24 protein-coding genes are annotated in these 25,897 nt (G+C 65.1%); 13 read left to right on the top strand and 11 right to left on the bottom strand.

Annotated elements, in window-relative coordinates; all coding sequences use genetic code 11:
• Window positions 1-187: 187 nt before the first annotated feature.
• A complete protein-coding gene (efp, locus tag FHR70_RS14295; protein WP_183451226.1) occupies window positions 188-754 on the bottom strand; it encodes an elongation factor P in 567 nt (188 codons plus the stop codon).
• Between the two features lie 141 nt (window positions 755-895).
• On the opposite strand from efp, the gene epmA reads away from it, so the two are divergent.
• From epmA to FHR70_RS14280, 3 genes are all read left to right on the top strand, one after another.
• Complete coding sequence (gene epmA, locus FHR70_RS14290) at window positions 896-1,960, top strand: EF-P lysine aminoacylase EpmA (protein WP_210277616.1); 1,065 nt, start codon at window positions 896-898, stop codon at window positions 1,958-1,960.
• Complete coding sequence (locus FHR70_RS14285; RefSeq protein ID WP_183451224.1) at window positions 1,957-3,006, top strand: lysine-2,3-aminomutase-like protein; 1,050 nt, start codon at window positions 1,957-1,959, stop codon at window positions 3,004-3,006. The genes epmA and FHR70_RS14285 overlap by 4 nt, the downstream gene beginning before the upstream one ends.
• A gap of 73 nt (window positions 3,007-3,079) precedes the next feature.
• Window positions 3,080-3,448 carry a hypothetical protein gene (locus FHR70_RS14280; protein WP_183451222.1) on the top strand — a complete coding sequence of 123 codons (369 nt, stop codon included), beginning with the start codon at window positions 3,080-3,082 and terminating at the stop codon, window positions 3,446-3,448.
• Window positions 3,449-3,450: 2 nt separating this feature from the next.
• Here the strand turns inward: FHR70_RS14280 and arfB are convergent, their stop codons facing one another.
• Entirely contained in the window at window positions 3,451-3,873 is a 423-nt protein-coding gene (gene arfB, locus FHR70_RS14275) for an alternative ribosome rescue aminoacyl-tRNA hydrolase ArfB (protein WP_183451220.1), read from the bottom strand.
• Between the two features lie 157 nt (window positions 3,874-4,030).
• Here arfB and FHR70_RS14270 point away from each other — a divergent pair, with 157 nt between their 5' ends.
• Both FHR70_RS14270 and FHR70_RS14265 read left to right on the top strand, forming a co-directional pair.
• Complete coding sequence (locus FHR70_RS14270; RefSeq protein WP_183451219.1) at window positions 4,031-4,957, top strand: AEC family transporter; 927 nt, start codon at window positions 4,031-4,033, stop codon at window positions 4,955-4,957.
• A gap of 192 nt (window positions 4,958-5,149) precedes the next feature.
• The gene (locus FHR70_RS14265; protein ID WP_183451217.1) at window positions 5,150-5,305 is read left to right on the top strand and encodes a hypothetical protein; all 156 of its coding nucleotides are present in this window, start codon (window positions 5,150-5,152) and stop codon (window positions 5,303-5,305) included.
• On the opposite strand, the gene dprA is transcribed toward FHR70_RS14265, so the two are convergent.
• From dprA to FHR70_RS14245, 4 genes are read right to left on the bottom strand one after another with little or no spacing between them, the layout of a single operon-like run.
• Complete coding sequence (gene dprA, locus FHR70_RS14260) at window positions 5,302-6,486, bottom strand: DNA-processing protein DprA (protein WP_183451215.1); 1,185 nt, start codon at window positions 6,484-6,486, stop codon at window positions 5,302-5,304. The two genes, FHR70_RS14265 and dprA, sit on opposite strands and share 4 nt — an antisense overlap.
• A gap of 4 nt (window positions 6,487-6,490) precedes the next feature.
• The gene (gene plsY, locus FHR70_RS14255; protein ID WP_183451213.1) at window positions 6,491-7,093 is read right to left on the bottom strand and encodes a glycerol-3-phosphate 1-O-acyltransferase PlsY; all 603 of its coding nucleotides are present in this window, start codon (window positions 7,091-7,093) and stop codon (window positions 6,491-6,493) included.
• A 10-nt stretch (window positions 7,094-7,103) separates the two neighbouring features.
• Complete coding sequence (locus FHR70_RS14250; protein ID WP_183451211.1) at window positions 7,104-8,396, bottom strand: dihydroorotase; 1,293 nt, start codon at window positions 8,394-8,396, stop codon at window positions 7,104-7,106.
• Window positions 8,397-8,404: 8 nt separating this feature from the next.
• A complete protein-coding gene (locus FHR70_RS14245; RefSeq protein ID WP_183451208.1) occupies window positions 8,405-9,352 on the bottom strand; it encodes an aspartate carbamoyltransferase catalytic subunit in 948 nt (315 codons plus the stop codon).
• 111 nt (window positions 9,353-9,463) lie between these two features.
• On the opposite strand from FHR70_RS14245, the gene FHR70_RS14240 reads away from it, so the two are divergent.
• The 3 genes from FHR70_RS14240 (at window position 9,464) to FHR70_RS14230 (ending at window position 14,469) form a co-directional block, all read left to right on the top strand.
• On the top strand, window positions 9,464-11,098 hold the full coding sequence (locus FHR70_RS14240; protein WP_183451206.1) for an isovaleryl-CoA dehydrogenase: 1,635 nt from the start codon (window positions 9,464-9,466) through the stop codon (window positions 11,096-11,098).
• 138 nt (window positions 11,099-11,236) lie between these two features.
• The gene (gene topA / locus FHR70_RS14235; protein ID WP_183451204.1) at window positions 11,237-13,960 is read left to right on the top strand and encodes a type I DNA topoisomerase; all 2,724 of its coding nucleotides are present in this window, start codon (window positions 11,237-11,239) and stop codon (window positions 13,958-13,960) included.
• A 5-nt stretch (window positions 13,961-13,965) separates the two neighbouring features.
• Window positions 13,966-14,469, top strand: coding sequence for an MgtC/SapB family protein (locus FHR70_RS14230; protein WP_183451202.1), 504 nt, complete (start codon window positions 13,966-13,968; stop codon window positions 14,467-14,469).
• Here FHR70_RS14230 and FHR70_RS14225 read toward each other — a convergent pair.
• A complete protein-coding gene (locus FHR70_RS14225) occupies window positions 14,458-14,646 on the bottom strand; it encodes a hypothetical protein (RefSeq protein ID WP_183451200.1) in 189 nt (62 codons plus the stop codon). The genes FHR70_RS14230 and FHR70_RS14225 overlap by 12 nt on opposite strands.
• 245 nt (window positions 14,647-14,891) lie before the next feature.
• Between FHR70_RS14225 and parE the strand changes: the two genes are divergently transcribed.
• Window positions 14,892-16,955, top strand: a complete 2,064-nt coding sequence (parE, locus tag FHR70_RS14220; protein WP_183451199.1) for a DNA topoisomerase IV subunit B — start codon at window positions 14,892-14,894, stop codon at window positions 16,953-16,955.
• Window positions 16,956-17,102: 147 nt separating this feature from the next.
• On the opposite strand, the gene FHR70_RS24355 is transcribed toward parE, so the two are convergent.
• Genes FHR70_RS24355 through FHR70_RS14205 form a run of 3 tightly spaced genes read right to left on the bottom strand, consistent with a single transcriptional unit; the run spans window position 17,103 to window position 20,063 of the window.
• Window positions 17,103-19,268 (bottom strand): calcium-binding protein, encoded by a 2,166-nt coding sequence (locus FHR70_RS24355; protein ID WP_183451197.1) that lies wholly within the window; start codon window positions 19,266-19,268, stop codon window positions 17,103-17,105.
• Window positions 19,195-19,626, bottom strand: a complete 432-nt coding sequence (locus FHR70_RS14210; RefSeq protein WP_183451195.1) for a hypothetical protein — start codon at window positions 19,624-19,626, stop codon at window positions 19,195-19,197. Before FHR70_RS14210 ends, FHR70_RS24355 begins: the two co-directional genes overlap by 74 nt.
• Window positions 19,626-20,063 carry a hypothetical protein gene (locus FHR70_RS14205; protein ID WP_183451193.1) on the bottom strand — a complete coding sequence of 146 codons (438 nt, stop codon included), beginning with the start codon at window positions 20,061-20,063 and terminating at the stop codon, window positions 19,626-19,628. Before FHR70_RS14205 ends, FHR70_RS14210 begins: the two co-directional genes overlap by 1 nt.
• A gap of 469 nt (window positions 20,064-20,532) precedes the next feature.
• Between FHR70_RS14205 and rnr the strand changes: the two genes are divergently transcribed.
• The 4 genes from rnr (at window position 20,533) to rpmG (ending at window position 24,378) form a co-directional block, all read left to right on the top strand.
• Window positions 20,533-22,842, top strand: coding sequence for a ribonuclease R (gene rnr / locus FHR70_RS14200; protein WP_246408161.1), 2,310 nt, complete (start codon window positions 20,533-20,535; stop codon window positions 22,840-22,842).
• Between the two features lie 14 nt (window positions 22,843-22,856).
• A complete protein-coding gene (locus FHR70_RS14195; RefSeq protein ID WP_246408159.1) occupies window positions 22,857-23,285 on the top strand; it encodes a DUF983 domain-containing protein in 429 nt (142 codons plus the stop codon).
• A gap of 29 nt (window positions 23,286-23,314) precedes the next feature.
• Window positions 23,315-24,040, top strand: a complete 726-nt coding sequence (locus FHR70_RS14190; protein WP_210277648.1) for an NUDIX hydrolase — start codon at window positions 23,315-23,317, stop codon at window positions 24,038-24,040.
• 170 nt (window positions 24,041-24,210) lie between these two features.
• On the top strand, window positions 24,211-24,378 hold the full coding sequence (gene rpmG / locus FHR70_RS14185; protein WP_173950390.1) for a 50S ribosomal protein L33: 168 nt from the start codon (window positions 24,211-24,213) through the stop codon (window positions 24,376-24,378).
• A gap of 154 nt (window positions 24,379-24,532) precedes the next feature.
• On the opposite strand, the gene FHR70_RS14180 is transcribed toward rpmG, so the two are convergent.
• Window positions 24,533-25,897: Calx-beta domain-containing protein (locus tag FHR70_RS14180; protein ID WP_281381343.1), on the bottom strand; the 1,365-nt coding region annotated here is incomplete at its 5' end.

Below are 25,897 nucleotides of genomic sequence, written 5' to 3'. Positions count from 1 at the left end.
GCCTTCACCGGAATCGCCTGCCCTGCAAGGTGTGGATACCACTTCGCCACCGCCAACCTCATCCTGAGGAGCCGCGAAGCGGCGTCTCGAAGGAGGCTCCAGTACGCGCTGGAGGCGCCCTCGTCCTTCGAGACGGACCTAACGGTCCTCCTCAGGATGAGGGCTTCGTGGTGCTGTTGAAGGACCCTTAGTCCTTCGCGCGCTCCACGTAGGAGCCGTCTTCCGTCATGATGACGACGCGGGTGCCGGCCTGGATGTGGGGCGGCACCAGGGTGCGCACGCCGTTCGACAGCATGGCGGGCTTGTAGGACGAGGAGGCCGTCTGGCCCTTCACCACCGGCTCGGTCTCGGTAATCTCGAGCGTCACGCGAGCGGGCAGCTCGATGGCGATCGCGACGCCGTTATGGGTCGAGAGCATCACGGCCATGCCTTCCTGCAGGTAGGGCTTCTGGTCGCCGATGATGTCTTCAGGAACCACGACCTGGTCGTAGGTCTCGGGGTTCATGAAGTGGAAGCCCTCGCCGTCCTGGTACAGGAAGGTGTGCTCGCGGTCCTCGACAAAGGCGCGCTCGACCTGCTCGGTGGTGCGGTAGCGCTCGGAGACCTTCACGCCGTCGGAAATGCGGCGCATGTCGAGCTGGGTGACCGGCGTGCCCTTGCCGGGGTGGATGTTCTGGGCGGTGAGAACCACATAGAGCTTGCCGTCCATATCGACGACGTTGCCTTTGCGGAGCGTAGAGGCGATGACCTTCACGGGAGGCTTTCCTTGTGACAGATAGGGGCGCGTCGTGAGGGTCGGGTCGCCCGAGCCCCAGTGGCACCGAAAATGCTTTCGGTGCCGCAAGTAGCCTATCTTGGCGCAAATCGCCAGTCCGACCTCGCGGAACCCTTCTGTATGGATAAGCCCATCACCGCTCCCTCCCCCTGGTGGACACCTCATGTCCACGCAGACCGCCGCCCCTTCCTCATGGGGCGGAACCGGATCCAGACGGCCCTGCGCGGCTTCTTCGCCGCCCGGGATTTCGTGGATGTCGACACGGCCACGCTCCAGACCTCGCCGGGCAACGAGGCGCATCTCCATGCCTTCGTAACCGAGGCCGTCGGCCTCGACGGGTCGCGGGCGCCGCTTTACCTCCACACCTCGCCGGAATTCGCCTGCAAGAAGCTGCTGGCTGCGGGCGAGGCCCGGATCGCGTGCTTCGCCCATGTCTACCGCAACCGGGAGCGCGGTCCCCTGCACCATCCGGAATTCACCATGCTCGAATGGTATCGGGCGGGTGAAAGCTACGAGACCCTGATGAAGGATTGCGGGGAAATCCTGGGCCTGGCCGCCGAGACGGCCGGCACCCGCGCCCTCACCTTCCGCGGCCGCGAGACCGATCCTTTTCGGGAGCCGGAGCGCCTGAGCGTAGCCGAGGCCTTCCAGCGCTTTGCCGGCATCGACCTCCTCGCCTCCATCGACCGGAGCGGCGAAACCGACCGCGATCAGCTCGCCGCCAGCCTGAAGGCGGCCGGCCTGCGGGTAGCGGAGGACGACACCTGGGCGGACCTGTTCAGCCGCGTCATCGTGGAACGGGTCGAGCCGAATCTCGGCCTCGGGCGCGCCACGATCCTCGACGAATACCCCGTCGCGGAAGCGGCGCTCGCCCGCCCGACCGCTCGCGATCCGCGCGTTGCGGAACGGTTCGAGCTCTATGCCTGCGGGGTGGAACTCGCCAACGCCTTCGGCGAATTAACCGATGCCGCCGAGCAGCGCCGCCGCTTTGAAGGAGAGATGGCCGAAAAGATGCGGGTCTATGGAGAAAGCTACCCCGTGGACGAAGATTTCCTGGCGGCGCTCGCCCAGATGCCGGAGGCCAGCGGCATCGCGCTCGGCTTCGACCGGCTGGTGATGCTCGCAACCGGCGCCTCCCGCATCGATCAGGTGCTCTGGGCGCCCGTGCCGGAGACGGGCCGGTGAACGACTTGCGCCCTCTGCGGACCCCGGCCGAGCTGGCAGAGGCCGGACTCGTCGCGCCCGAGGAGCTTGCCGGAATCGAGGTGGTGGCCGAGCGCTACGCCGTCGCCATCAGCCCCGCCATGGGCAGCTTGATTGACCGCAACGATCCGAACGACCCCATCGCCCGCCAGTTCGTGCCCAATGAGGGGGAGCTGACCATCACGCCCGAGGAGCGGGCCGATCCCATCGGCGATCTGGCGCACAGCCCCGTCGAGGGCATCGTCCACCGCTATCCCGACCGGGTGCTGCTGAAGGCCGTGCATGTCTGCCCGGTCTATTGCCGCTTCTGCTTCCGCCGCGAAATGGTTGGGCCGCAGGGTCTCGGCACTCTCTCGCCCGAGGCCATGGACAAGGCTTTCGCCTACATCGCGGATCATCCGGAGATCTGGGAGGTGATCCTCACCGGCGGCGACCCGCTGGTGCTGTCCCCCCGCCGTCTCACCGAGATCATGCAGCGGTTGTCCGCCATCGACCACGTGAAGATCGTCCGCTTCCACACCCGCGTACCCGTGGTGGAACCGGAGCGGATCGACGAGGCGCTGATCGCGGCCCTTAAATGCAGCGGCAAGACCGCCTACGTGGCGCTTCACGCCAACCATCCGCGCGAGCTGACGCCGGACGCGCGCGCCGCCTGCGCCCGGCTGGTGGATTCAGGCATCGTCATGATCAGCCAGTCGGTGCTCCTGAGGGGCGTCAATGACGATCCCGACACGCTGGCCGCCCTGATGCGCGCCTTCGTGGAAAACCGCATCAAGCCCTATTACCTGCACCACCCCGATCTTGCCCCTGGCACGAGCCATTTCCGCCTCTCCATCGAGGAAGGCCGCGCCCTCGTAGCGGGATTGCGTGGACGGATCTCGGGCCTGTGCCAGCCGACCTACATCCTCGACATTCCGGGTGGGCATGGAAAGGCGGTGCTCGGGCCGGATGCCATCCGTGTGAGCGGAGGCTGCCATACCGTGTCGGATTTCCGGGGCGGCGAGCACGTCTATCCTCCCTCGGAGTGAGGCGGCGGCTGTCGGCTCCGGCCGCAACCTGCGATAAGATCCTTCAAGAAACGCTCTCGCTTGGAGCCGGACGATGACGAGGGATGCGGTTGAACCTGCCCAGCGCGACGAACAGCAGCGCATCGACTCGACCTTCCGCAACGGCTCGGTCACGGCCATCGGCGTCGTCGTCGGCTTCTCTCTGGGATTCCTGAGCCGCTGGGCGGCGCTTCCCGGCGAATGGACCCGTTCGGATCTCGTGTCGGTCGCCCTGATCACCCTAGGGCTGGCCCTGCAAATCAAGGCACTGGCCGATCTGCTCCTGGTGTCCTCGCTCCAACTCAAGCGATACAACCGCTCAGTCCGGTTTTTCCTGACCGGGCTCATCCTCGTCGGTCTTGGGGTCGTGTTCGCCGTCTTTGCCGATCTTCTCGGTTTCGGCGGCATCGTTCTTCAAGGGTAAGCTCAGTCGAAGCCCGGCTTGCCGCTGCGGCCCTTCTTGATCTCGGCGCGTCGTCCCTTGGCCTCCAGCCTGCGCTTCTTGGAGGCGAGCGTCGGTCGCGTGGGCCGGCGCGGTTTCGGCCGCTCTGTCGCTTGACGGATCATCTCGACGAGGCGCTCGACGGCATCCTCACGGTTGCGTTCCTGAGAGCGGAAACGCTGGGCCGTGATGATCAGCACCCCCTCGTTGGTCATGCGACTGCCCGCAATTCTTTCCAGCTTCTCCTTCACGTAGTCCGGCAATGACGGCGAGTTGCGGACGTCGAAGCGCAGCTGGACGGCGGTTTCCACCTTGTTGACGTTCTGCCCGCCTGGGCCCGAGGCGCGGATGAAGCTTTCCTGGAGTTCAGCTTCGTCGAGCGCAATGGAGTTCGTCACCTGGATCATGGGGCCTCTGGCGGAACGCGAGAAAAGACAAGTGGAGTATCGGGGCCGGAATCCAATGCAAGCTTATCCGCCGCTTGTCGATGGCCCCGATCCGCCTTAAGCGCATCGTGCACGCCGCTATTGCCGGATTGCCCGCTCCCTCCCGCCTGGGCTTCCCATGTCCGCCATCTTCGCCAGCCTGATTCCGACCTTCCTGATCATCGCCACCGGCTGGCTGTGCCGCGCCACCGGTTTCGTAGGCGAGCAGCAATGGGCGGGGCTGGAGCGCGTTACCTACGTGATCTTCTTCCCGGCTCTGATCATCGATACCCTGTCACGGGCCGATCTCTCGTCCGTGCCGGTGCTCGGCGTCGGCGGGGCGCTGATCGGCGCGATCCTTACCACGGCGGTGATCGTGCTGGCGCTGCGCCCGGTGCTGGAGCGCCATTTCTGCATTGACGGCCCGAGCTTCACGTCGATCTTCCAGGGTGCGACGCGCTGGAACACCTTCGTGGGCCTCGCGGTCGCCGGCAGCCTGTTCGGCCAGCGGGGCATCGCGCTGATCGCGGTCGCCATCGCGGCCATGGTGCCGCTGCTCAACCTCCTCGCCTTCTACGTGTTCATCCGCTTCGCCGGCCAGCCCCGGCGCAGCCCCTGGGATATCCTGCGCTCCTTCGTGACCAACCCGTTCATCTGGTCCTGCGCGGTGGGGCTGACCCTCAACCTGCTGGCGCCTCCGCTGCCGAAGCCGGTCGCGATCTACATCGACATCATCGGCCGCGCGGCGCTGGCCGCAGGCCTCCTGATCGTCGGCGCGGGTCTCGACATCCGGCGCCTAGCCCGGCCCGGCCTGCCTCACGCGCTGTCTGGGGGTCTCAAGCTGGTTCTTCTGCCGATCATGGCCGGAACCCTGGCCAACCTCGTGGGAGTGACGGGCAACGACATGACGGTGACCATCATTGCCGCCTCGGTGCCGTCTGCCAGCGCGTCCTACGTGCTGGCGCGCCAGATGGGGGGCAACGCCGGGCTCATGGCGGAGATCCTGACCCTGCAGACCCTGCTCGCCCTGCTCTCCATGCCGGTGCTCATCTCCCTCCTCGGTTGATGAGATTCGGCAATCTACAATTGCAAGTATAATATGACGACTTGTCTTATTTACGGTTGTGTTGCTAACTAGGAGAATTGCAACACTGAGACAGCTTCATACGTCATGACCAGAGCCCTGCGCCCTTCCGGGAAAGCCCGGTCCGTCACAGATCCTTTAGGAGATGACGACAGCGCCCACCTGGGTGATGGAATGACCCCGACGGAAACAGCCCGGTATGTGGCCGAGTTCTCGGCAGAGCTGTCCTACCTCGCCCGCAACGCCAACCTGGATCTTCTGGCCTATCTGCTCGACATGGCCCGGCTGGAGGCCATTCGCGCCGTGCAGTCCGGCGACAAGGAGAGCTAAGACCCAAGCAGCGACACCGCATTGCCGCCGTGACGCTCGAGCCGTCCGGCAATCTCGAGTTCCAGCAAAGCCATCTGGACCGAGCGGATCGAGAGGCCGGATTGCCGGACGAGATCGTCGATGGCCACCGGCGACGGGCCAAGGAACGTGATCAGGTCGGCCTGCCCCTCCTCCGCCTCGTCGTCGATCCCGGCCTCGGGCATGACGGGCCGCACCGGCGCGCGGGCAATGTCGGGCAGGTCGAGCTCGTCCCAGAGCTCTTCCGATCCAAGGGTGTAGTGCGGCTCCTCGGCGCTCCGGTCGAGGCGCGGGCCCGAGGCGACCAGCGGCTCCAGAACGCTCGTGACATGCTCGATTCCGGCGCAGAGGGTCGCGCCATCGCGGATGAGATCGTTAGTGCCCTCGGCCCGGGGATCGAGCGGCGAGCCCGGAACGGCAAAAACCTCGCGGCCCTGCTCCAAGGCAAAGCGCGCCGTGATCAGCGAGCCGGAGCGGCGGGCTGCCTCCACCACAACGACCCCATAGGACAGGCCGGAGACGATGCGGTTGCGGCGCGGGAAGTCGCGCCCGCGCGGCTCCCAGCCCATGGGCATCTCGGAGACCACCGCCCCGCCCTGCTCCAGGATCGCCTGCAGCAGCGGCTCGTTCTGCGCCGGATAGATCCGGTCATGCCCGCCGGCCAGCACCGCGACGGTGCCCGTTTCCAGTGTCGCCTTATGCGCCCGCGTGTCGATGCCACGCGCCAGTCCCGACACGATGACGTAGCCCGCCTCGCCCAGCTGCCGCGCGAGCCGCTCGGCGAAGGTCAGGCCGGACGCGGAGGCATTGCGCGAGCCCACGATGGCAACGGAGGGCTTGGCCAACACGGCAGCATTGCCGCGCAGCGCAATCAAAGGTGGGGCCGTATCGATGGCCTGCAGGGTCTTCGGATAATCCGACTCGCCCATGGCGATGAAGCGCACTCCGAGGCGCGCGGCCGCGGCCATCTCCTTTTCGGCCTCCGTCCGGCTGCACACCTTGAGCAGCAGGCGCCCGCCGCGGCGGGCGAGATCCGGCAGGGCGTCGAGCGCCGCGGCGGCGCCGCCATATTGGTTGATCAGGGCGCGGAAGGTGCGCGGCCCGACATTTTCCGAGCGGATGAGGCGAAGCCAATCGAGACGCTGCTCATCCGTCAGGATCATGGAATCATCCCTTCTGGCCGATCTTGCCTTCGGTTCCGGCAAGGAGGCGGCTGATATTCTGCCCGTGCTTCCACCACAGGAGCGCTACCAGCACCACGGCGATCCCGGCCATTCCGGGCTCGCCCAGCAGCCAAAGAACGATCGGTGACGCCGCACTGGCGACCAGGGCCGAGAGCGAGGAATACTTGGACGCGAAAGCGACCCCGAGCCAGATCAGGCAGAAGATCAGCGCCGCCAGGGGCTTCAGGCCGATCAGGACGCCGATGAAGGTGGCAACGCCCTTGCCGCCCTTGAACCCGAGCCAGACCGGAAAGAGATGGCCCAGGAAGGCCCCGAGGGCGGCGACCGTTGCGAATTGCGGCCCCCATTGCGCCGCGACGAGCACGGCGGCCGTGCCCTTCAGGGCATCGGCCAGGAGCGTCGCGGCTGCAAGGCCCTTGCGGCCGGTGCGCAGCACATTGGTGGCGCCGATATTGCCGGAGCCGATCTTCCGCACATCGCCCAATCCGGCCATGCGGGTGAAGATAAGGCCGAACGGGATCGAGCCCAGAAGATAGCCGAAAAGCAGAGCCGCCAGCAGGTACAGGAGATTGGCCTCGTCAGACATTCACTTCTCGTTACATCGTTTCGCGTTGAAAAACCACCCGGCCCGCCACCATCGTGATGGTCACCTGGCCTTCGAGGCGCGCTTCGTCGAAAGGCGAGTTCTTGGACAGGGACTTGAGCTGGCGCTTGTCGAGCACGTAGGGCGCATCAGGATCGAACACGATCAGGTCGGCTGGAGCACCCACAGTCAGCCGCCCTCCCGGAAGACCAAGGATTTCGGCCGGTTTGGTGGACAGGGCACGCAGGAGCTTCGGCAGCGAGATGCGATCCGAATGGACGAGGCGCAGGGCCGCCGAGAGCAGGGTCTCGAGCCCCACGGCCCCATCGGCCGCCTCGGCGAAGGGCAGGCGCTTGTTCTCAACATCCTGTGGATTGTGATCCGAGACGATCACGTCGATGGTGCCGTCGGCCAGCGCCTCGATCATCGCCTGCCGGTCGTCCTCATGGCGCAGCGGCGGCGAGAGTTTGAGGAAGGTGCGGTAATCGCCGATGTCGTTCTCGTTGAGCGCCAGATGGTTGATGGAGACCCCGCAGGTGACGGGCAATCCCCTCGCCTTCGCAGCCCGCACGATCTCGGCCGAGTCGGCACAGGAGATCATCGCCGCGTGGTAGCGCCCGCCGGTGAGGCGCACGAGGCGGATGTCGCGCTCCAGCATCACCGTCTCGGCCTCGCGCGGGATGCCCGGCAGCCCGAGCCGCGAGGCGAACTCGCCCTCGTTCATCACGCCTTGGCCGACGAGATCGGGATCCTCCACATGGTGGATGATCAGCGCGTCGAAGTCGCGGGCATAGGTGAGCGCCCGGCGCATCACCTGGGCGTTGGTGACGGAGCGCGCACCATCCGTGAAAGCGATGGCACCGGCTTCCTTGAGGCGCCCGATCTCCGCCATCTCGTCGCCCTGGAGGCCCTTCGTGAGGGCCGCAGCCGGGCGGATATTGACCATGGAGGTGTCGCGGGCGCGGCGGACGATAAAGTCGATCACGGCCGGATCGTCGAGGGCCGGGCTCGTGTCGGGCATTGACACCACCGTGGTGACGCCGCCCGCTGCGGCCGCCTCGCCGGCGCTCTTCAGGGTCTCGCGATAGGGCCCGCCCGGTTCGCCGATGAAAGCGCGCATGTCGATGAGGCCGGGCGCCAGCACCTGACCACCGCAATCGATCACCTGCGCATCGGCGTCGACAGCAACCTGCGGGCCGACAGCGACGATCACACCGTCACGCACCAGCACAGCACCGTGCTCCTCGCGGTCGCTGGCGGGATCGATGAGGCGGGCGTTCTTGAAGAGGATGGGTTGGTTGCTCATGACGCCTCTCACCGGTTCGGCAGATGGCTCGCCAGAGCCTCCAGCACCGCCATGCGCACGGCGACGCCCATTTCGACCTGTTCGCGGATGAGCGACTGCGCGCCGTCCGCCACGTCGGAGGAGATCTCCACGCCCCGGTTCATGGGGCCGGGATGCATCACCAGCGCATCGGGCTTGGCGTAGGAGAGCTTTTCCTGATCGAGCCCGTAGAAGCGGAAATACTCCTTCACGGAGGGCACGAAGGAGCCGTTCATGCGCTCGCGCTGGAGGCGCAGCATCATGACGATGTCCGCGTCCTTCAAACCATCCTTCATGCTGGTGAAGGTCTCGAAACCCAGCCGCGCGATGCCCGGCGGGATCAGGGTCGAGGGGGCCACGAGGCGCACCCGCGCGCCGATGGCGGCGAGCAGGATCATGTTGGATCGCGCCACCCGCGAATGCAGGATGTCGCCGCAGATCGCCACCGTCAAACCCTCGATGCGGCCCTTGTTGCGCCGGATGGTGAGCGCGTCGAGGAGCGCCTGGGTCGGGTGCTCGTGCGCGCCGTCGCCGGCATTGACCACCGAGCAGTCGACCTTCTGGGCCAGAAGATGCACGGCGCCCGCCGCATGGTGACGCACGACGATGATGTCGGGCCGCATGGCGTTCAGCGTCACGGCCGTGTCGATCAGCGTCTCGCCCTTCTTCACCGAGGACGAGCCGACTTGCATGTTCATCACGTCGGCGCCGAGCCGCTTGCCGGCAATCTCGAAGGAGGATTGCGTGCGGGTCGAGGCCTCGAAGAAGAGGTTGATCTGCGTCCGGCCCCGGAGGGTCGTCTTCCGCTTCTCGACTTGTCGGCTGACCTCGACCTGTTCGTCGGCGAGGTCGAGCAGCGCCTGAATGTCCAAGGGAGACAACCCCTCGATACCGAGGAGATGCCGGTGGGGAAAAACGGATCGGGGGGCGTCTGTCATCTTAAAGCGATGGCTATAGGCGCTCCGAGAAACGGCGGCAAGCTGGCTCTCTTCGCGTAGGGTCACTCCGCGCTAGAATATACAAGAATAATCTCGAGAGGGCTGGCAGCCATGCTCCCGTTCGAAACCCATGACGTCCTCAACCAGACGCCGCCCTTCGGGGACGTGAATCTCGTCGCAACGAACCAAGCCCTTCTCTACGCGCTGAAGGCGAATGGTGTCGATCCGGAAGCGGAGGGGCTCATCGCCTTTGGCGCCGCCTGGGGCTCGGCAGAGCGGATCGATCTCGGCCGGCTCGCCAACGCGAACCCGCCGCTTCTGCGCACCCATGATGCGCGAGGCTACCGGATCGACGCGGTGGAGTTCCACTCGGCTTATCACGTGCTCATGCGGGCGAGCATGGAGGACGGCCTGCACGCCTCCACTTGGGACGAGCCGAACTCAGGCCACGCCCATGTGGCCCGCGCGGCGCGGATCTACACAGCGTCGGGGGTCGAGAGCGGCCATATCTGCCCGATCACCATGACCCATGCCTCGGTGGCGGCGCTTGCTGCCGCTCCGAACCACTTAGCCGAGTGGCTGCCGAAGATCCGCTCCCGCTCCTACGATTCCCGCTTCATCCCATTCTGGGAGAAGGCTGCCGTCACCCTGGGCATGGGGATGACGGAGAAGCAGGGTGGGACGGATGTCCGCGCCAACACCACCCGGGCCGATCCGAAGACGGGCGATGAATATGCGCTGACCGGACACAAATGGTTCCTTTCGGCGCCCATGTGCGACGCCTTCCTGGTGCTGGCCCAGGCGCCAGGCGGCCTCACCTGCTTCCTCTTACCCCGCTTCCGACCCGACGGCTCGCTCAACACTCTTCGCCTGCAGCGCCTGAAGGACAAGCTCGGCAACCACTCGAATGCCTCCTCGGAGGTCGAGTTCCACGACGCCTTCGCTTGGCGGATCGGCGAGGAAGGTCGCGGGGTGCGCACGATCATCGAGATGGTGCAACTCACCCGCCTCGACTGCGCCGTGGCGTCGGCCGGCCTCGTGCGGATGGGGCTGGCGCTGGCCATCCACCACGCCCGGCATCGCAGCGTTTTCCAGAAGAAGCTCATCGACCAGCCGGCCATGCGGATGGTTCTGGCGGATCTCGCCCTGGAGAGCGAGGCGATGACGGCCCTGGCTCTGCGAGCGGCCCGCAGCTTCGATCTCCAGCCAATGGACGAGCACGAGGCGTCCTATGCCCGTCTCGTCACCCCGGCGGCCAAGTTCGGCATCTGCAAGGCGGCCCCGCGCCTCCTCTACGAGGCCATGGAATGCCTTGGCGGCAACGGCTACGTGGAGGAGATCGCCCTGCCCCGGCTCTACCGGGAGGCACCCGTCAACGCCATCTGGGAGGGCTCGGGCAACGTGATCGCCCTCGACATCCTGCGCGCCGAGACCCGCGAGCCGGAGGTCGCCACTGCAGTGCTCGAGCGTCTCATGGCCGAGATCCGGGACCTTCCGGGCGCCTCCGATGCCGCGCGGGATCTTGTCATGGCGCTCCACTCAGCCGACGCCGAGGCCCGGGCCAGATTCATCGCCGAGAGGCTGTTCCTCCTCGCGGCAACGGCGGCCCTGGCCCGCTCCGCGCCGCCCGAAATCGTCGAGTCCTACGCCCTGACCCGCCTTGCCTCCCCGGCCCGGATGATCGGAGCCAACGATCTTGGGCCGGCCGTGAATCCCTTGCTGGAGAGGGCCTTCGTGGCCATATAGGCAATATAAGGACAAGTCCGATTTGACTTGTCCGCGATCATCAACCACTTATTCCCGCCCCGCGGCGGTCATGGGCTGACCGCCGGCTCCGCCCTGGCAGCAGGGCGTCCGTCTGCTCCCGCGCTTAGGAAGTCGTCCATGAAAGTCCTCGTCGTCGAGTCGCCTGCCAAGGCCAAGACGATCAACAAGTATCTCGGCAAGGATTACGAGGTCCTGGCCTCCTTCGGGCATATCCGCGATCTGCCCGCCAAGGACGGTTCGGTCGACCCGGATGCCGATTTCCGCATGATCTGGACGCTCGAGGACAGGGGCTCGAAGCGGGTCTCCGACATCGCCAAGGCGGTCAAGGGCGCCGAGAAGCTGATCCTGGCCACCGACCCTGACCGGGAGGGCGAGGCGATCTCATGGCACGTGCTGGAGGCTTTGCGCGAGAAGCGCGTGCTGAAGGATCTGCCCGTCGAACGCGTGACCTTCAACGCCATCACCAAGGACGCGGTACAGGCGGCCCTGCGCCAGCCGCGCCAGATCGACCAGGCCCTGGTCGATGCTTATTTGGCCCGCCGCGCTCTCGACTACCTCGTGGGCTTCACCCTGTCGCCGGTTCTGTGGCGCAAGCTGCCGGGCGCCCGCTCGGCCGGCCGCGTCCAGTCGGTCGCTTTGCGCCTCGTCTGCGACCGCGAACTTGAGATCGAGACCTTCAAGCCCCGGGAATACTGGTCGCTGATCGCGACGCTCGCCACCAAGGACGGCGGCGTGTTCGACGCGCGCCTTGTCGGCGCCGACGGCAAGAAGATCACCCGCCTCGACATCGGCAACGGCAAGGACGCGGAAGCCTTCAAGAAGGACCTGGAGCTTGCCACCTTCTCGGTAGCCAACATCGAGGCCAAGCCCGCCAAGCGCCACCCCTACCCGCCCTTCACCACCTCGACCCTGCAGCAGGAGGCCTCGCGCAAGCTGGGACTGGCGCCGGCCCAGACCATGCGCATCGCGCAGCGCCTTTATGAGGGTGTAGACATCGGCGGCGAGACGGTCGGCATCATCACCTATATGCGTACCGACGGCGTCGACATGGCGCCGGAAGCCGTGCAGGCCGCCCGCCGGGTGATCGGCAAGGAATACGGCGACCGCTACGTGCCGGGCGCCCCGCGCAAGTACACCACCAAAGCCAAGAACGCCCAGGAAGCGCACGAGGCCGTGCGCCCGACGGATATGGGCCGCCTGCCGAAACAGGTGGCGAAGTATCTGGAGCCCGAGCAGGCCCGCCTCTACGACCTGATCTGGACCCGCACCATCGCGAGCCAGATGGAATCGGCGGAGCTGGAGCGCACGACGGCCGACATCACCGCCCAGGTCGGCCCGCGCAAGCTCGACCTGCGCGCCACCGGCCAGGTGATCAAGTTCGACGGCTTCCTGACCCTCTACAACGAGAGCAAGGACGACGAGGCTGACGAGGATGAAGGCCGCCTGCCGCCGATGAAGGCGGGCGACCCGCTGGAGCGCCGCCGCATCGCTGCCACCCAGCACTTCACCGAGCCGCCACCGCGTTACTCCGAGGCCTCGCTGGTCAAGCGCATGGAAGAGCTCGGCATCGGCCGTCCCTCGACCTATGCCGCCGTGTTGCAGACCCTGCGCGACCGCGAATATGTGAAGATCGAGAAGAAGCGGCTCGTCCCCGAGGACAAGGGCCGCATCGTCACGGCCTTCCTGGAGAGCTTCTTCCGCCGCTATGTGGAATACGACTTCACCGCGGACCTGGAGGAGCAGCTCGACCGGGTCTCGAACAACGAGATCGACTGGAAGCAGGTGATGCGCGAGTTCTGGCAGCACTTCTCCGCCGCCATCGGCGAGACCAAGGAGCTGCGCACCACGGAAGTGCTCGATGCGCTCAACGAGCTGCTCGGGCCGCACATCTTCCCGGACAAGGGCGACGGCTCCAACCCGCGCACATGCCCGACCTGCGGCACCGGCCAGCTCTCGCTCAAGCTCGGCAAGTTCGGCTCCTTCATCGGCTGCTCGAACTACCCCGAGTGCAAATATACCCGCCAGCTTGCCGCCACCGGTGTCGCGGCCGACGGTGAGGGCCTGTCGGAGAACGGCGGCCAGCCTGGGGTGAAGGTGCTTGGCACGGATCCCGAGACAGGCCTTGAGGTCACCCTGCGCGACGGTCGCTTCGGCTTCTTCGTCCAGCTCGGCGAAGGCGAGAAGCCCAAGCGCTCCTCCCTGCCGAAGGGCACGACGCCGGCGCAGGTCGATCTGGAAAAGGCCCTGAAGCTCTTGGCGCTGCCACGTCAGGTGGCCATCCACCCAGAATCCGGCGAGCCGATCCTGGCGAGCATCGGGCGCTACGGGCCTTACGTTCAGCACGGCAAGACCTATGCCAATCTGGGACCGGGCGATGATGTGCTGGAGATCGGCGGGAACCGGGCCATCGACCTGATCGTCACCAAGGAAAGCGGCGGAGGCGGCGCCCGTCGTGGCGCAGCCGATCCGGGCCGTCCCCTGGGCGAGGATCCGGAATCCGGCAAGCCCATCGTGGTGAAGGCCGGCCGCTTCGGCCCCTATGTCACAGACGGCGAGACCAACGCGACCCTGCCGCGGGCCATGGCCGCGGAGACGGTGACGCTGGACGATGCGGTCGAGCTTCTGAAGGCGCGACGGGCTGCCGGTCCGTCGAAGAAGGCTGCCCGCGGCCGCAAGGCTCCAGCTAAGAAAGCTCCTGCCAAGAAGGCTGCCGCCAAGGCTCCTGCGGCAAAGAAGGCTGCGACCAAGACCGCAGCCAAGAAGGGCACGGCCAAGAAGGCGGCTCCGAAGAAGGCCGCGGCCAAGAAAGCTGCAGCAAAGAAGACCGCTAAGGCGGGCTGAGCACGATGGAACAGTGGGCGTTCTGGCTCTGGGAGGAGCACAGCGACCAAATCGAGATTTCGCTGAGGCTCCTGGGAGCGGCCCTCGCCGGCATGGTGGTCGGCCTCAACCGGGACATCCACAACAAGCCGATCGGGATGCGGACCTTGGCCCTCGTCTCCCTCGGGTCCGCCATCGTGATCCTGTCCGGCTCGGTCTATGAGGGGCTGCATTTCGGGCAGGATGCCGTCAGCCGCGTGGTGCAGGGCATCCTGACGGGTCTAGGGTTTCTCGGAGCCGGCGTGATCCTGCGGGATCGCGATCGAATGCAGGTCCATGGCCTGACCACGGCCTCTACCGTCTGGATCGCTGCGAGCCTCGGCGTAACGGCGGGACTGGGTGCCTGGTTCATCACCGTGGCCGGCACGCTCGCCACGCTGTTCCTGCTGACCTACGGCAAGCGCCTGGAGGACCGGCTCGTTCGCCTCTTCGGAGGAAATCCGGATGCCGACGACAAGTTAGAAGACTAGGCTGAGCCCTGCCAAAGCCACGGCGGCCATGCCGAGCCAGATCAGGCTCGATCCGTAGGAGCGCGATGTACCCGGTGTGGCATCGGGCTCGTCGAAGGCGAATGCCTCGCCCGCATTGCGCGCAGCGCGATCGAGGTGAAGCTTCTGTGCCGGTGCCATGTTCGTCCGCGTCGTCACGCCCAGATCTCCTGTTAAGCTCATGCTTAACCATTCAACGTGAATGGAATTTAAACAGTTCCGGATGACAGGCGTAAGACAGCCTTTAGGGGGAATTCGTTGGTAACCTTTACAGAGTAGCGTATGCGTGACTTTTATCGCTTGTGACTGAAAATCACCTTCACGTTTCCGTTTTGTTCTCGTATAAAAACGGGATGAGAAATAGTGTAAAGAAGCGCGAATCATCATCCCGGACCAAGGTCCCAATGACAGACAACGACGATCTCTTCGGGGGCGCCGCGGCCAAACGCGCCACGCCTGCCACGGCCCGCAACGCCGCCGTCAAGGTCTCACGCCAGGCGCCGCCTCAGCAAGGCACGCCGGGCGAGGCGGGCTACGACGCGTCGGCCATCGAGGTGCTGGAGGGGCTGGAGCCCGTCCGCCGCCGGCCGGGCATGTATATCGGCGGCACGGACGAGAAGGCCCTGCACCACCTCTTCGCCGAGGTGATCGATAATTCTATGGACGAGGCCGTGGCGGGACACGCGACTTTCATCGAGGTGGAGCTGGAGGAAGGCGGCTGGCTCTCCGTGACCGACAACGGGCGCGGCATCCCGGTCGATCCGCATCCCAAGTTCCCGAAAAAGTCGGCGCTCGAAGTGATCATGACCACCCTGCACGCGGGCGGCAAGTTCGACTCGAAGGTCTACGAGACCTCGGGCGGCCTGCACGGCGTCGGCGTCTCGGTGGTGAACGCGCTTTCCGAAATTCTCGAGGTCGAGGTCGCTCGCGGCCAGACCCTCTACCGGCAGATCTTCTCCCGCGGCATTCCGCAAGGGAAAATCGAGACCGTGGGCCGCGTGCTCAACCGGCGCGGCACCAAGGTGCGCTTCAAGCCCGACTGGCAGATCTTCGGCAAGGAGGCTCATTTCCAGCCCCGCCGCCTGTTCAAGATGGCGCGCTCCAAGGCCTATCTGTTCGGCGGCGTCGAGATCCGCTGGAGATGCGCCCCGTCACTGATCGAGGGCGTCACCAACGTCCCGGCGGAGGCGACCTTCAAGTTCCCGAACGGACTGAAGGACTACCTGCTCCACGACATCGACGGCAAGGAACTGGTCACGGACCAGATCTTCTCCGGCAAGATCACCAAGCCCGGCAGCCACGGCTCGCTGGAATGGGCGGTCGCCTGGATGACCAACGAGGACGGGTTCTCCACCTCATACTGCAACACCGTGCCCACCCCCGAGGGCGGCACGCACGAGAACGGCCTGCGCATCGCCCTGCTCCGGGGCCTCCGCGAGCACGCCGAGCGCGTGAACCAGGCCAAGCGCATGGCGGCGGTGACCACCGACGACGTGATGGCCACCTGCGCGTCCATGCTGTCGGTCTTCATCCGCGAGCCGGAATTCCAGGGCCAGACCAAGGACAAGCTAGCCACCGTCGAGGCCGGCCGCATCGTCGAAAATTCGATCCGCGACACCTTCGACCACTGGCTCGCCGCCTCGCCGCAGCAGGCCAACAAGCTGCTCGACTGGGTGATCGACCGGGCCGAGGAGCGCCTGCGCCGCCGCCAGGAGAAGGAAGTCGCCCGCAAGACCGCGACCCGCAAGCTGCGCCTGCCCGGCAAGCTGGCCGACTGCTCCAACGCCGGCGCCAAGGGCTCCGAGCTCTTCCTGGTCGAGGGCGACTCGGCCGGCGGCTCCGCCAAGCAGGCCCGCGACCGCGCCACCCAGGCGGTGCTCCCCTTACGCGGAAAAATTCTGAACGTGGCCTCGGCCGGTCGGGACAAGCTGCACCAGAACCAGCAGATCTCGGACCTCGTCCAGGCGCTGGGCTGCGGCCAGGGCTCCCAGTTCCGCGAGGCCGATCTCCGCTACGAGAAGGTCGTCATCATGACCGACGCGGACGTGGACGGCGCCCACATCGCCACCCTGCTGATCACGTTCTTCTATCGGCAGATGCCCAAGCTCATCGACAATGGGCACTTGTACCTCGCCGTTCCGCCGCTCTACCGGCTGACGCAAGGGGCGAAGTCGGCCTATGCCCGGGACGAGGCCGACCGGGAGCGCCTGATGAAGACGGTGTTCAAAGGCAACGGCAAGGTCGAGATCAGCCGCTTCAAGGGCCTCGGCGAGATGCTGCCCGGCCAGCTGAAGGAAACCACCATGGACCCGAAGAAGCGCCTGCTTCTGAAGGTCGTGGTAGCCGACGAGGAGCGGCCGGAGGCCAGCGATGTCGTGGAGCGCCTCATGGGCAACAAACCCGAAGCCCGCTTCGCCTTCATCCAGGAACGCGCCGCCTTCGCCGACGAGGCGGATCTGGATATCTAAGCCCCAATGCGGATATCCTTTCGACGGATGCGTCGACGTATCGGAAAGCTTAATCCTAAACACAAAAGCCGGCGCATATGGCGCCGGCTTTTGTGTTCGTTTGCATGCGCCGCGGCTCCGGGGATGTGGAGCCGCCCGCGCCCATCCTCAGATAAGAACGAAGGATGAGGTATTGAGGGCTAGGTTGGGGTTCAGCGTAGCGAACTGCACCTGTGCCGCGCCACCTAGACCGTCCGCATCGTAGGACAAGGCGCCCGTCGCGCTGTTGTAGACCAGACGATGGTGCGCGCTCGTCGCCGATGCGCCTGCCGTCAACGCTGCCGAAGATAGGGCGCCGCTAGAGATGAAGCTGCCGAACACGTCGCGCGACAAGGCCATCACGTCCTGCCCGACCATGAAATCGGCAATCCGGTCGATATTGCCGTTGCCCAGGATCGTGTCGAACACGAACCTGTCCCCACCCGCGCCACCGGTGAGTTGATCGGCGTTGGCGCCGCCCGCGAGCGTATCGTCGCCATTGCCGCCGGTGAGCACGTCGGCGCCGGTCTGACCGTAGAGCGCGTCATTGCCTTCGCCGCCCTCGAGATAGTCGTTGCCGATACGGCCGAAAAGCACGTCGTTGCCACCGAGGCCCACAAGTGCATTGCCCGCGAGATAGTCGGCGGCAGTGAGCACATCGTTGTAGTTCGAGCCCTGCAGCGCCTCGATGCCGACGTAAGAGTCGCCGGCCGCCTCGCCGGTATTGGTCGCGCTGTTCAACAGGCTTGCGATCACGCCGGCCGTTGCTGTCGCGTACGAGGCCCAGTCGAAGTCGGCGCCGCCATCGAGCACGTCGGCACCGATGCCGCCGTGGAGGATGTCATCGCCGGTGCCGCCATCGAGATGGTCGTTACCGCCCCGCCCCTGCAGGCTGTCGTTGCCGCCCAAGCCGAACAGAGCATTGCCGATGGCATCGCCGCCGAGCGCGTCGCCATGGTTCGAGCCCTGCAGCGCCTCGATCCCGCTGTAGCTGTCGCCGGCCGCTTCACCCGTGTTGCCGGAATGGCTCGCCAGATCCGCCGTCACACCCGCCGCAGCGTCGATGTAGGAGGCCCAGTCGAAGCCCAGCCCACCGATCAGCACATCGCCGCCGGCACCGCCGTTGAGGATGTCGTCGCCGGCGCCACCATCGAGATGGTCGTTGCCGCCCCGGCCCTGCAGCACGTCATTGCCGGCAAGGCCCGAGAGCGCATTGCCGATCTCATTGCCAGCGAGCTGATCGCCATAGCTCGAACCCTGCAACGCTTCGGTCTCGCTGTAGCTGTCGCCCGCGGCTTCCCCCGTATTGACGCTGCGGTTGACGAGATCCACCCGTACGCCTGAGACCGCGTCGGCATAGGACGCCCAATCGAAGCCCTCGCCGCCGACCAGCACGTCGGCGCCGAGCCCACCGCGCAGGATGTCATCGGAGCCGAGGCCGTAGAGCATGTTGTTCTTGGCATCGCCGACCAGAGTGTCAGTGTATTGAGTGCCGGCCACGTTCTCGATGCCATCGTAAGTGTCGCCCGCCGCCTCGCCGGAGTTGTGCTGCGGCTTCGCCAAATGGACCGTGACGCCCATACCGTTGACGGCATTGTAGGCCACCATGTCGCCAAGGCCGGCGCCGCCAATCAGGCGATCCGCGCCCGCGCCGCCGATGAGGATATCGTCGCCCCCGTCGCCCTCAAGCGTATCGTTGCCTAGCAGACCATGGAGCATGTCGTTACCGCTGTAGCCATGGATAGCATTGGCGTTGTTGTCGGCGGTCAGGTTGTCGTCGAATTTGGAACCGGCGAGGTTCTCGATCGACTGATAGCTGTCGCCCTTGGCATCGCCCGTGTTGCGTGCCCTGTTCGTCAGATCCACCACCACGCCCGTAGCGGCGGTATAGTAATCCGCTGTGTCGATGCCCGTGTCGCCGAAAACGTAATCGGCGCCGGCACCGCCAACGATGCGATCGTCGCCGTCGCCGCCGTAAAGCGCATCGTCTCCGGCCCAGGCATGCATCTCGTCGTTGCCGCCTCCGCCATGAAAGCGGTTGGACATATCGTCGCCATACAGCTTATCGCCGAAGTTGGAACCGATGAGCGCTTCGATTGAGAACAGCTCGTCGCCGGCAGCATCGCCCGCATTGGCGTGCTGCATCGTGAGGCTCACCGTCACGCCGGCGGCAGCGCCGACATAGCTTGCGAAATCGAAGCCGAACCCGCCGATGAGCCGGTCAGCTCCCGCTCCACCGTCCAGGGTGTCGCTGCCGGTCGCCGCCGTCGATGAAGTCGGCTTTTGCACTCCCATTCAGGACGTCATTGCCCTCCATCCCGAGGAGATAGCCATCGTTTTGGAGCCGGTCTGCCTGAGCGGTACCGAGTTTGAGGCTTGGGGAGTATTTTTCGGAATCCGTGTCTGAATCGCTGCTCGGCGGCGGCAGCACCTCGTCGCAGGTGGTGTTGTCATGGTAGGTCCAACGGACTGCCTCGAATCCGTTTTCTAAGATGAGCACCTCTTTTTTAGCGACCGGGTCGCCGCTGGTGTAAATGTCAGTATATGCGACACGTCTTCCATCGGTCCATTGAGTCGTTCGATACGCCCCGTTACCCAGATGCTCTTTAATCAGAGCGGTCGCTTGCTCCGCATATGCCGCAATTTCCATCATTACAAATGGTTCACCTGCAACATCGACACCATACCAGGTAGTTCTGGAATACGAGCCATCCGCTGAAGTGAACCATTGGCCCAAACATCGCTATCGCCGATAGAGGCGGCTCTGGCACCATCGGGAAACTCCGTAACCGTGTAATGGAAATCTCCGGCAGTCACTGAGTACGTTGCGGTTCCATCTACGAGAACGGTTAGCCTCCCCTCCAATCCGTCTACGAGAACTCTCGCTACCTGGGTACCGTCCTCCCGAACAACGACTTCCTTGATCCCGTTACCGGTGTCGATACGACCATTCTGGGTGGTCACGATGGGGCCGGCGCCATCGACGCCGCCGGTGCCGGTCCCGGCCTGTGCGCCGACATAACCCATGCTAATCTGGCCGCCGTGGTGGCGCATGAAATCGAGATAGGCCTGTTCGAGAGCACTGAGCATGGGACGCCCTATGAGATCATCACACGTACGAGCCACGATCCGTGCAGATTTTAAGGCTATAGAGAACTCTCCGGATAAACAGTATCCCATGCATTCTCAGCCCCTAAGCAGCTGAAATACAAGCAGAAGTCATCCCTTCCGCTGGAGCAGGACAACTTGTACCTTAATGAGGCCGACGCGCCAGCAATGCTGCTTCCATGGATAAGAGCTTCGGAACAGCGAAAATTTTTTCAAAAAAATTGGGAACCATCCCCGCGCCGGCCCGTTGTACAAGCTCACCGGCTCATTCTGCCCCCACGGGCCGGTCCCTCAAGGCTCCGTTCGCGGGGCCTTATTTTTTGCCTGCACGGCCCTTCGCCTCTTCATGGATCTCTTAGGCTCCCCGCGCGTCATGACAATGACAGCCGCCGGGCTGGTCGCGGCCAAGCTTGCATGCGACAAGATCCTGTCAACCGAACGAGTTCTGCCCTTGGCCAAACGATCCAATGCCGATACCCGGACCAGTCTGCCCTCCCGCGAGGAGGTCACGTCCTTCATCACCCATGCCCAGGGCAAGGTGGGCAAGCGGGAGATCGCCCATCACTTCAACATCAAGGGCAACGACCGCATCTGGCTCAAGCAGATCCTCAAGGACCTGGAGATCGAGGGCATCGTCGACCGCCGGGGCAAGACCATGCACAAGGCCGGCCAGCTGCCGCCGGTCGTGCTCGCCGACATAACCCAGCGCGACCGGGATGGCGAACTGATCGCAGTACCGACTGAATGGGATGAGGAGCACGGCGCGATCCCGACCATCATCATCGTGACCCCGCGCAAGCCCCGGCCCGGCATGCCGGTGGCGGGCGTCGGCGACCGGGCCTTGCTCCGGGTCGATCCGCTGAAGCCCGGTGAGATCCACCGCTATTCCGGCCGCGTGACCAAGATCATCGCCAAGAAGCAGGCCCAGGTGCTGGGCATTTTCCGCAGCCGGCCCGAGGGCGGCGGACGGCTGATCCCGGTCGACAAGAAGGCACGCGATCAGGAGCTGCAGATCAGGCCTGGCGACGAAGGCGAGGCGCAGGACGGCGACCTGATCGCCGTGTCCATCGTCAAGCATGGCCGCTTCGGCCTGCCGACCGCGAAGGTGAAGGAGCGCCTCGGCTCCGTGAAGTCCGAGAAGGCCGTGAGCCTCATCGCGATCTTCGCCCACAACATCCCCAACGAGTTCCCGAAGGCGGTGCTGGACGAGGCCGCGGCCGCGAAACCCGCGACCCTTGACGGCCGCGAGGATTGGCGCGCCCTTCCCCTCGTGACCATCGATCCGCCGGACGCCAAGGACCATGACGATGCCGTCCATGCGGCGCCGGACGACGACCCGAACAATTCAGGCGGTTTCGTCGTCACCGTGGGGATTGCCGACGTGTCGGCCTATGTGCGCCCCGGCTCCGCCATGGACCGGGAAGCACAGGAGCGCGGCAACTCGGTCTATTTCCCCGACCGGGTCGTGCCCATGCTGCCGGAGCGGATCTCCAACGATCTCTGTTCCCTGAGGCCTCGCGAGGATCGCCCTGCCCTGGCGGTCCGCATGGTGATCGGTCCCGATGGGCGCAAAGTTCGCCACAGCTTCCACCGGGTGATGATGCGCTCGGCGGAAAAGCTCTCGTACCAACAGGCGCAAGCCGCCATCGACGGCCGGCCGGATGAAGTCACGACGCCGATCCTCGACACGATCCTGAAGCCCCTCTGGGCCGCCTACGAGCTCGTGAAGAAGGCCAGCGACATCCGCGAGCCGCTCTTCCTCGACCTGCCTGAGCGCAAGATCGTGCTCAAACCCGACGGCACCGTGGACCGGGTCTTCGTGCCCGAGCGGCTGGAGGCACACAAGCTCATCGAGGAGTTCATGATCCTCGCCAACGTGGCGGCGGCTGAAGCCTTGGAGCAGGCGGACTCGGACCTGATCTACCGTGTCCACGACGAGCCCTCATTGGAAAAGATGCGCTCGTTGAGCGAGGTTCTGGCTTCCATCGGCCTGAAGATTCCAGGACAGGGACCGATCAAGCCGGAGCTGTTCAACCGTATCCTGCGGAGCGTCGACGGCTCAGAGCACCAGCTCTTCATCAACGAGGTGGTGCTGCGCTCGCAATCCCAGGCCGAATATTCGGCGGAGAATTACGGCCATTTCGGCCTGAACCTCCGCCGCTACGCCCACTTCACCTCGCCCATCCGGCGCTATGCGGACCTCATCGTCCACCGGGCGCTCGTCTCGGCCCTGAAGTTCGGCAAGGACGGTCTGCCCGAGAGCACCACCCGGGCGGAGCTGATCGAGATCAGCGCCAAGATCTCGGCGGCTGAGCGGCGGGCCATGGCGGCGGAGCGTGAGACGATCGACCGCCTGATCGCGCATTTCCTGGCCGACAGGATCGGGGCCACCTTCGAAGGGCAGATCTCGGGCGTGTCGAAGGCCGGCCTCTTCATCAAGCTGAACGAGACCGGCGCGGACGGCTTCGTCCCGGCTGCCACCATCGGCAACGACTATTACCGCTACGATGAGACCACTCACTCGATGCGCGGCGAGGATACCGGCGAGACCTATCGCCTCGGCGACAAGGTCGAGGTGAAGCTGGTAGAAGCGGCGCCTGTGGCGGGAGCGCTTCGCTTCGAGCTCCTCACCAAGGGACGGTTCACGGGCAAGACCGGCGGCGGTCGAAAAGGCGGCAAGCGGCCGGCCCGGCGGGCCAAGGCGGCGGAAGCCGCTCGTTTCCCGACGCGGGTGAAGGTCAAGCGGCGCGGGCGCGCCTGACGGAAGGACTGGATATGTCTTTGACGATCAAGACCGCGACCCCGGTCGACACGAACGACGTGAAGGTCATCCCCGCCATGCGGCGCGGATTCCTGAATCATTGCCCCGCCTGCAACCAAGGCCGTCTCTTCAGGCGCTTCCTCAAGGTTGTCGATCACTGCGAATCCTGCGGGACGGAATTCCACCATCACCGGGCCGACGACCTGCCGCCCTATCTGGTGATCTTCATCGTCGGCCATCTCATCGGCTACGGCATTCTCATGTCGGAAACCAAGCTGGAGGTGCCCATGTGGGTGCATCTGGCCATTTGGCCGGCCCTGACCCTGATCCTGTGCCTGGCGCTGCTCCAGCCGATGAAAGGCGCTGTCGTGGGGCTGCAATACGCGCTAGGGATGCATGGCTTTGGAGTGGCCCGAGCCAGGAAGAACGACGAGGACAATTGAACGTGACGGATATCGAAACCCTGGCGAAGATGGATCGCCTCGTTTCCGCTGAGACCAACCCCAAGGCTCCCGTTCTCCGCCCCGTCGACGCCGCAACCCTCATCATCATCGACCGCAAGTCGAAGACCCCGAAGGTCCTCATGGGCAAGCGCCATGCGGGACTCAAGTTCATGCCGGGCAAGTTCGTCTTTCCGGGTGGGCGCATCGAGGCCGGCGACCGCTCCATGACAGTGACGGGCGCTCTCCACCCCCGCGCCGAACAGGCCCTCATGGCCCGCGTCACCCGCCCCTCGACCCAGCGCTGCCGGGCCCTGGCGCTCGCCTCGATTCGGGAAACCTTCGAGGAGACCGGTCTTCTGCTCGGCACCAAGGAATACGGCAGCCCGGAACGCGCACCGGCCGGCACCGCCTGGACGGCCTTTCAGGAGCGGGGCGTCCATCCGGACCTCGAATCCCTGCACTTCATCGGGCGGGCGATCACGCCACCGAAGCGCGTGAGGCGCTTCGACACCCGCTTCTTCGCCGTGGATCGAACGGGCATCGCCGACGAGGTCGAGGACGTCATAGGGCCGGAAGCCGAGCTTGTGGAGCTGGCCTGGGTCACCATCGATCAGGCCAAGGCCCTGGACCTGCCGCCGATCACCACGGTGATCCTCGGAGAGCTGGAAGCCCGCATCGCCGCCGGATTCGCCCACCAGCTCCCGGTCCCCTTCTTCCACCAGCAGCGTGGCCGTTTCGTGAAGGAGCTGCTGTAGCGCCTTCCCGAGCAGGAATTGCACCTCCTCACAGCCCTTCACCCTTGACGGGCTCGCGATAATCGGGCATGGGAACCGCACGATTTTCCGGCCGGGTTCGCCCGGCCTTTGCGTTTCGGCGATGCCCTGGGGCCACCCGAACCGTCGAACCGAACAAGAGGTCTTGAACCATGGCCAAAGCCGCAACGATCAAAGTGAAGCTCGTCTCCACCGCCGACACGGGCTATTTCTACGTGACGAAGAAGAACTCGCGCACGATGACCGAGAAGATGTCGTTCAAGAAGTACGACCCGGTCGCGAAGAAGCATGTCGAGTTCAAGGAAGCCAAGATTAAGTGATTCGCTTACATCTAAACTTCTGAAATCATTTCGAAAACCGCCTCCCTAGAGAGGCGGTTTTTTCGTTCTGGGTAACAAATGGGTAGCGAGCCCGGTCGACTGCGCGGTCCTAGAAAAGAGGTGTCCCGGATCAGGGCTAGCAGCGGTTTGCGAGCTACAGCAGGAAATCGCTGGCCACAAGCTTGCTGGCCTGCACGCCGGATAGACGCAGCACATCACCATTGCCGAAGTCGATCACCGTGTCGCCACCATCCTGCCGGAACAGGTCCTGCAACTGCTCGAAGCTGAACTCCGCTCCGATGCCCCGCAGATCGATCCGGTCCTCCAACGCCTCGCCTGCTACGAAATTGACGATGGTGTCGTGGCCATTGCCCTGGCTGAAGATGAAGACGTCATCCCCTAGGCCACCGGTGTAGGTCTCGCCGCCATCGGGAACCAAGGCCGTGTCCCCTTGGCTGCTCGTGGCCACACGGGCGGTCTCTGCCAGACTGCTCGTGTTCTGTGGCATCGTATAGGTGACGCTGAGGACGGGTCTGGACGTGACGGACGAGCTCTCGGAGGAGCTGATGTCCCACGCGTCCGTGCCGGCGCCCTTGAACAGCCAGCCGTAATTGTCCTCGCCGGCAGCCCACGCCCGCAGGCTCTCCGTGACATCAAAGCTCCGGCTGCCGTTGACGGTCCGCCCGGTGGAAACATCCGCCGCCAGATCGGCCTCGCTGCCGATCTGCACGCCGTTGCCGAGCGAGGTCCAGGTCGCGTTCTCGTCCCAGCTGGTGTTCATCCGGTGTAGCGTGCCGCCCTGCAGCGAGTCGTTGGTGGTGCGCAGGGTCAGGCTGGCCGAGGTGATGATCGCGCCGGGCGGGATCTGCCCCGGTCCGGTGCCGAACAGGTTGGTGAAGGCGAGCAGCGTCTGGTACTCGGCATTGGCGTCGGCGTCGACCCTGAGGGTGGTGGCGGCGCCGGCCCCCGCGCCGGGCGCATTCTGCCGGATCATCGTGTCGATCGTGCCCGCGTAGCCGCCAAGGCCGTCCCGGAACGTCACGGTCGTAGGGGCGGTGTCGTTGTCGGCGATATTCCCTGTGGCGGTGTTGCTGGTGGAACTCACCGTCGCATTGGTCGCAGTATCAATCTTGACGCTGAACGACTCGGCGGGCTCGGGGGTCGAGTCGTTGATGAGATTGATCGTGACGGTCTTGGACGTCTCGTTTGGTGCAAACGTCACCGAACCGCCGCTCACCCCGGTAAAATCACTGCCGGCCAGCGCCGTGCCGTTCTCGGTTGAATAAGTCACCGTCACCGGCTGACTCGAGGGCTTGTCGAGAGTGATGGTAAAGCTGATCTGAGCGCCCTGCCCCTCTATCTGCGGATTGGGGGTGCCAGGGGTGATCGAGACCACCGGCCTGACCGGTTCGGAAGAACCAGTGGTATAGGTGACGCTGAGGACGGGTCTGGACGTGACGGACGAGCTCTCGGAGGAGCTGATGTCCCACGCGTCCGTGCCGGCGCCCTTGAACAGCCA

It is taken from the genome of Microvirga lupini (genome assembly GCF_014191055.1).
Taxonomy (GTDB): domain Bacteria; phylum Pseudomonadota; class Alphaproteobacteria; order Rhizobiales; family Beijerinckiaceae; genus Microvirga; species Microvirga lupini_A.
This window is presented reverse-complemented; position numbering and strand designations above follow the sequence as displayed.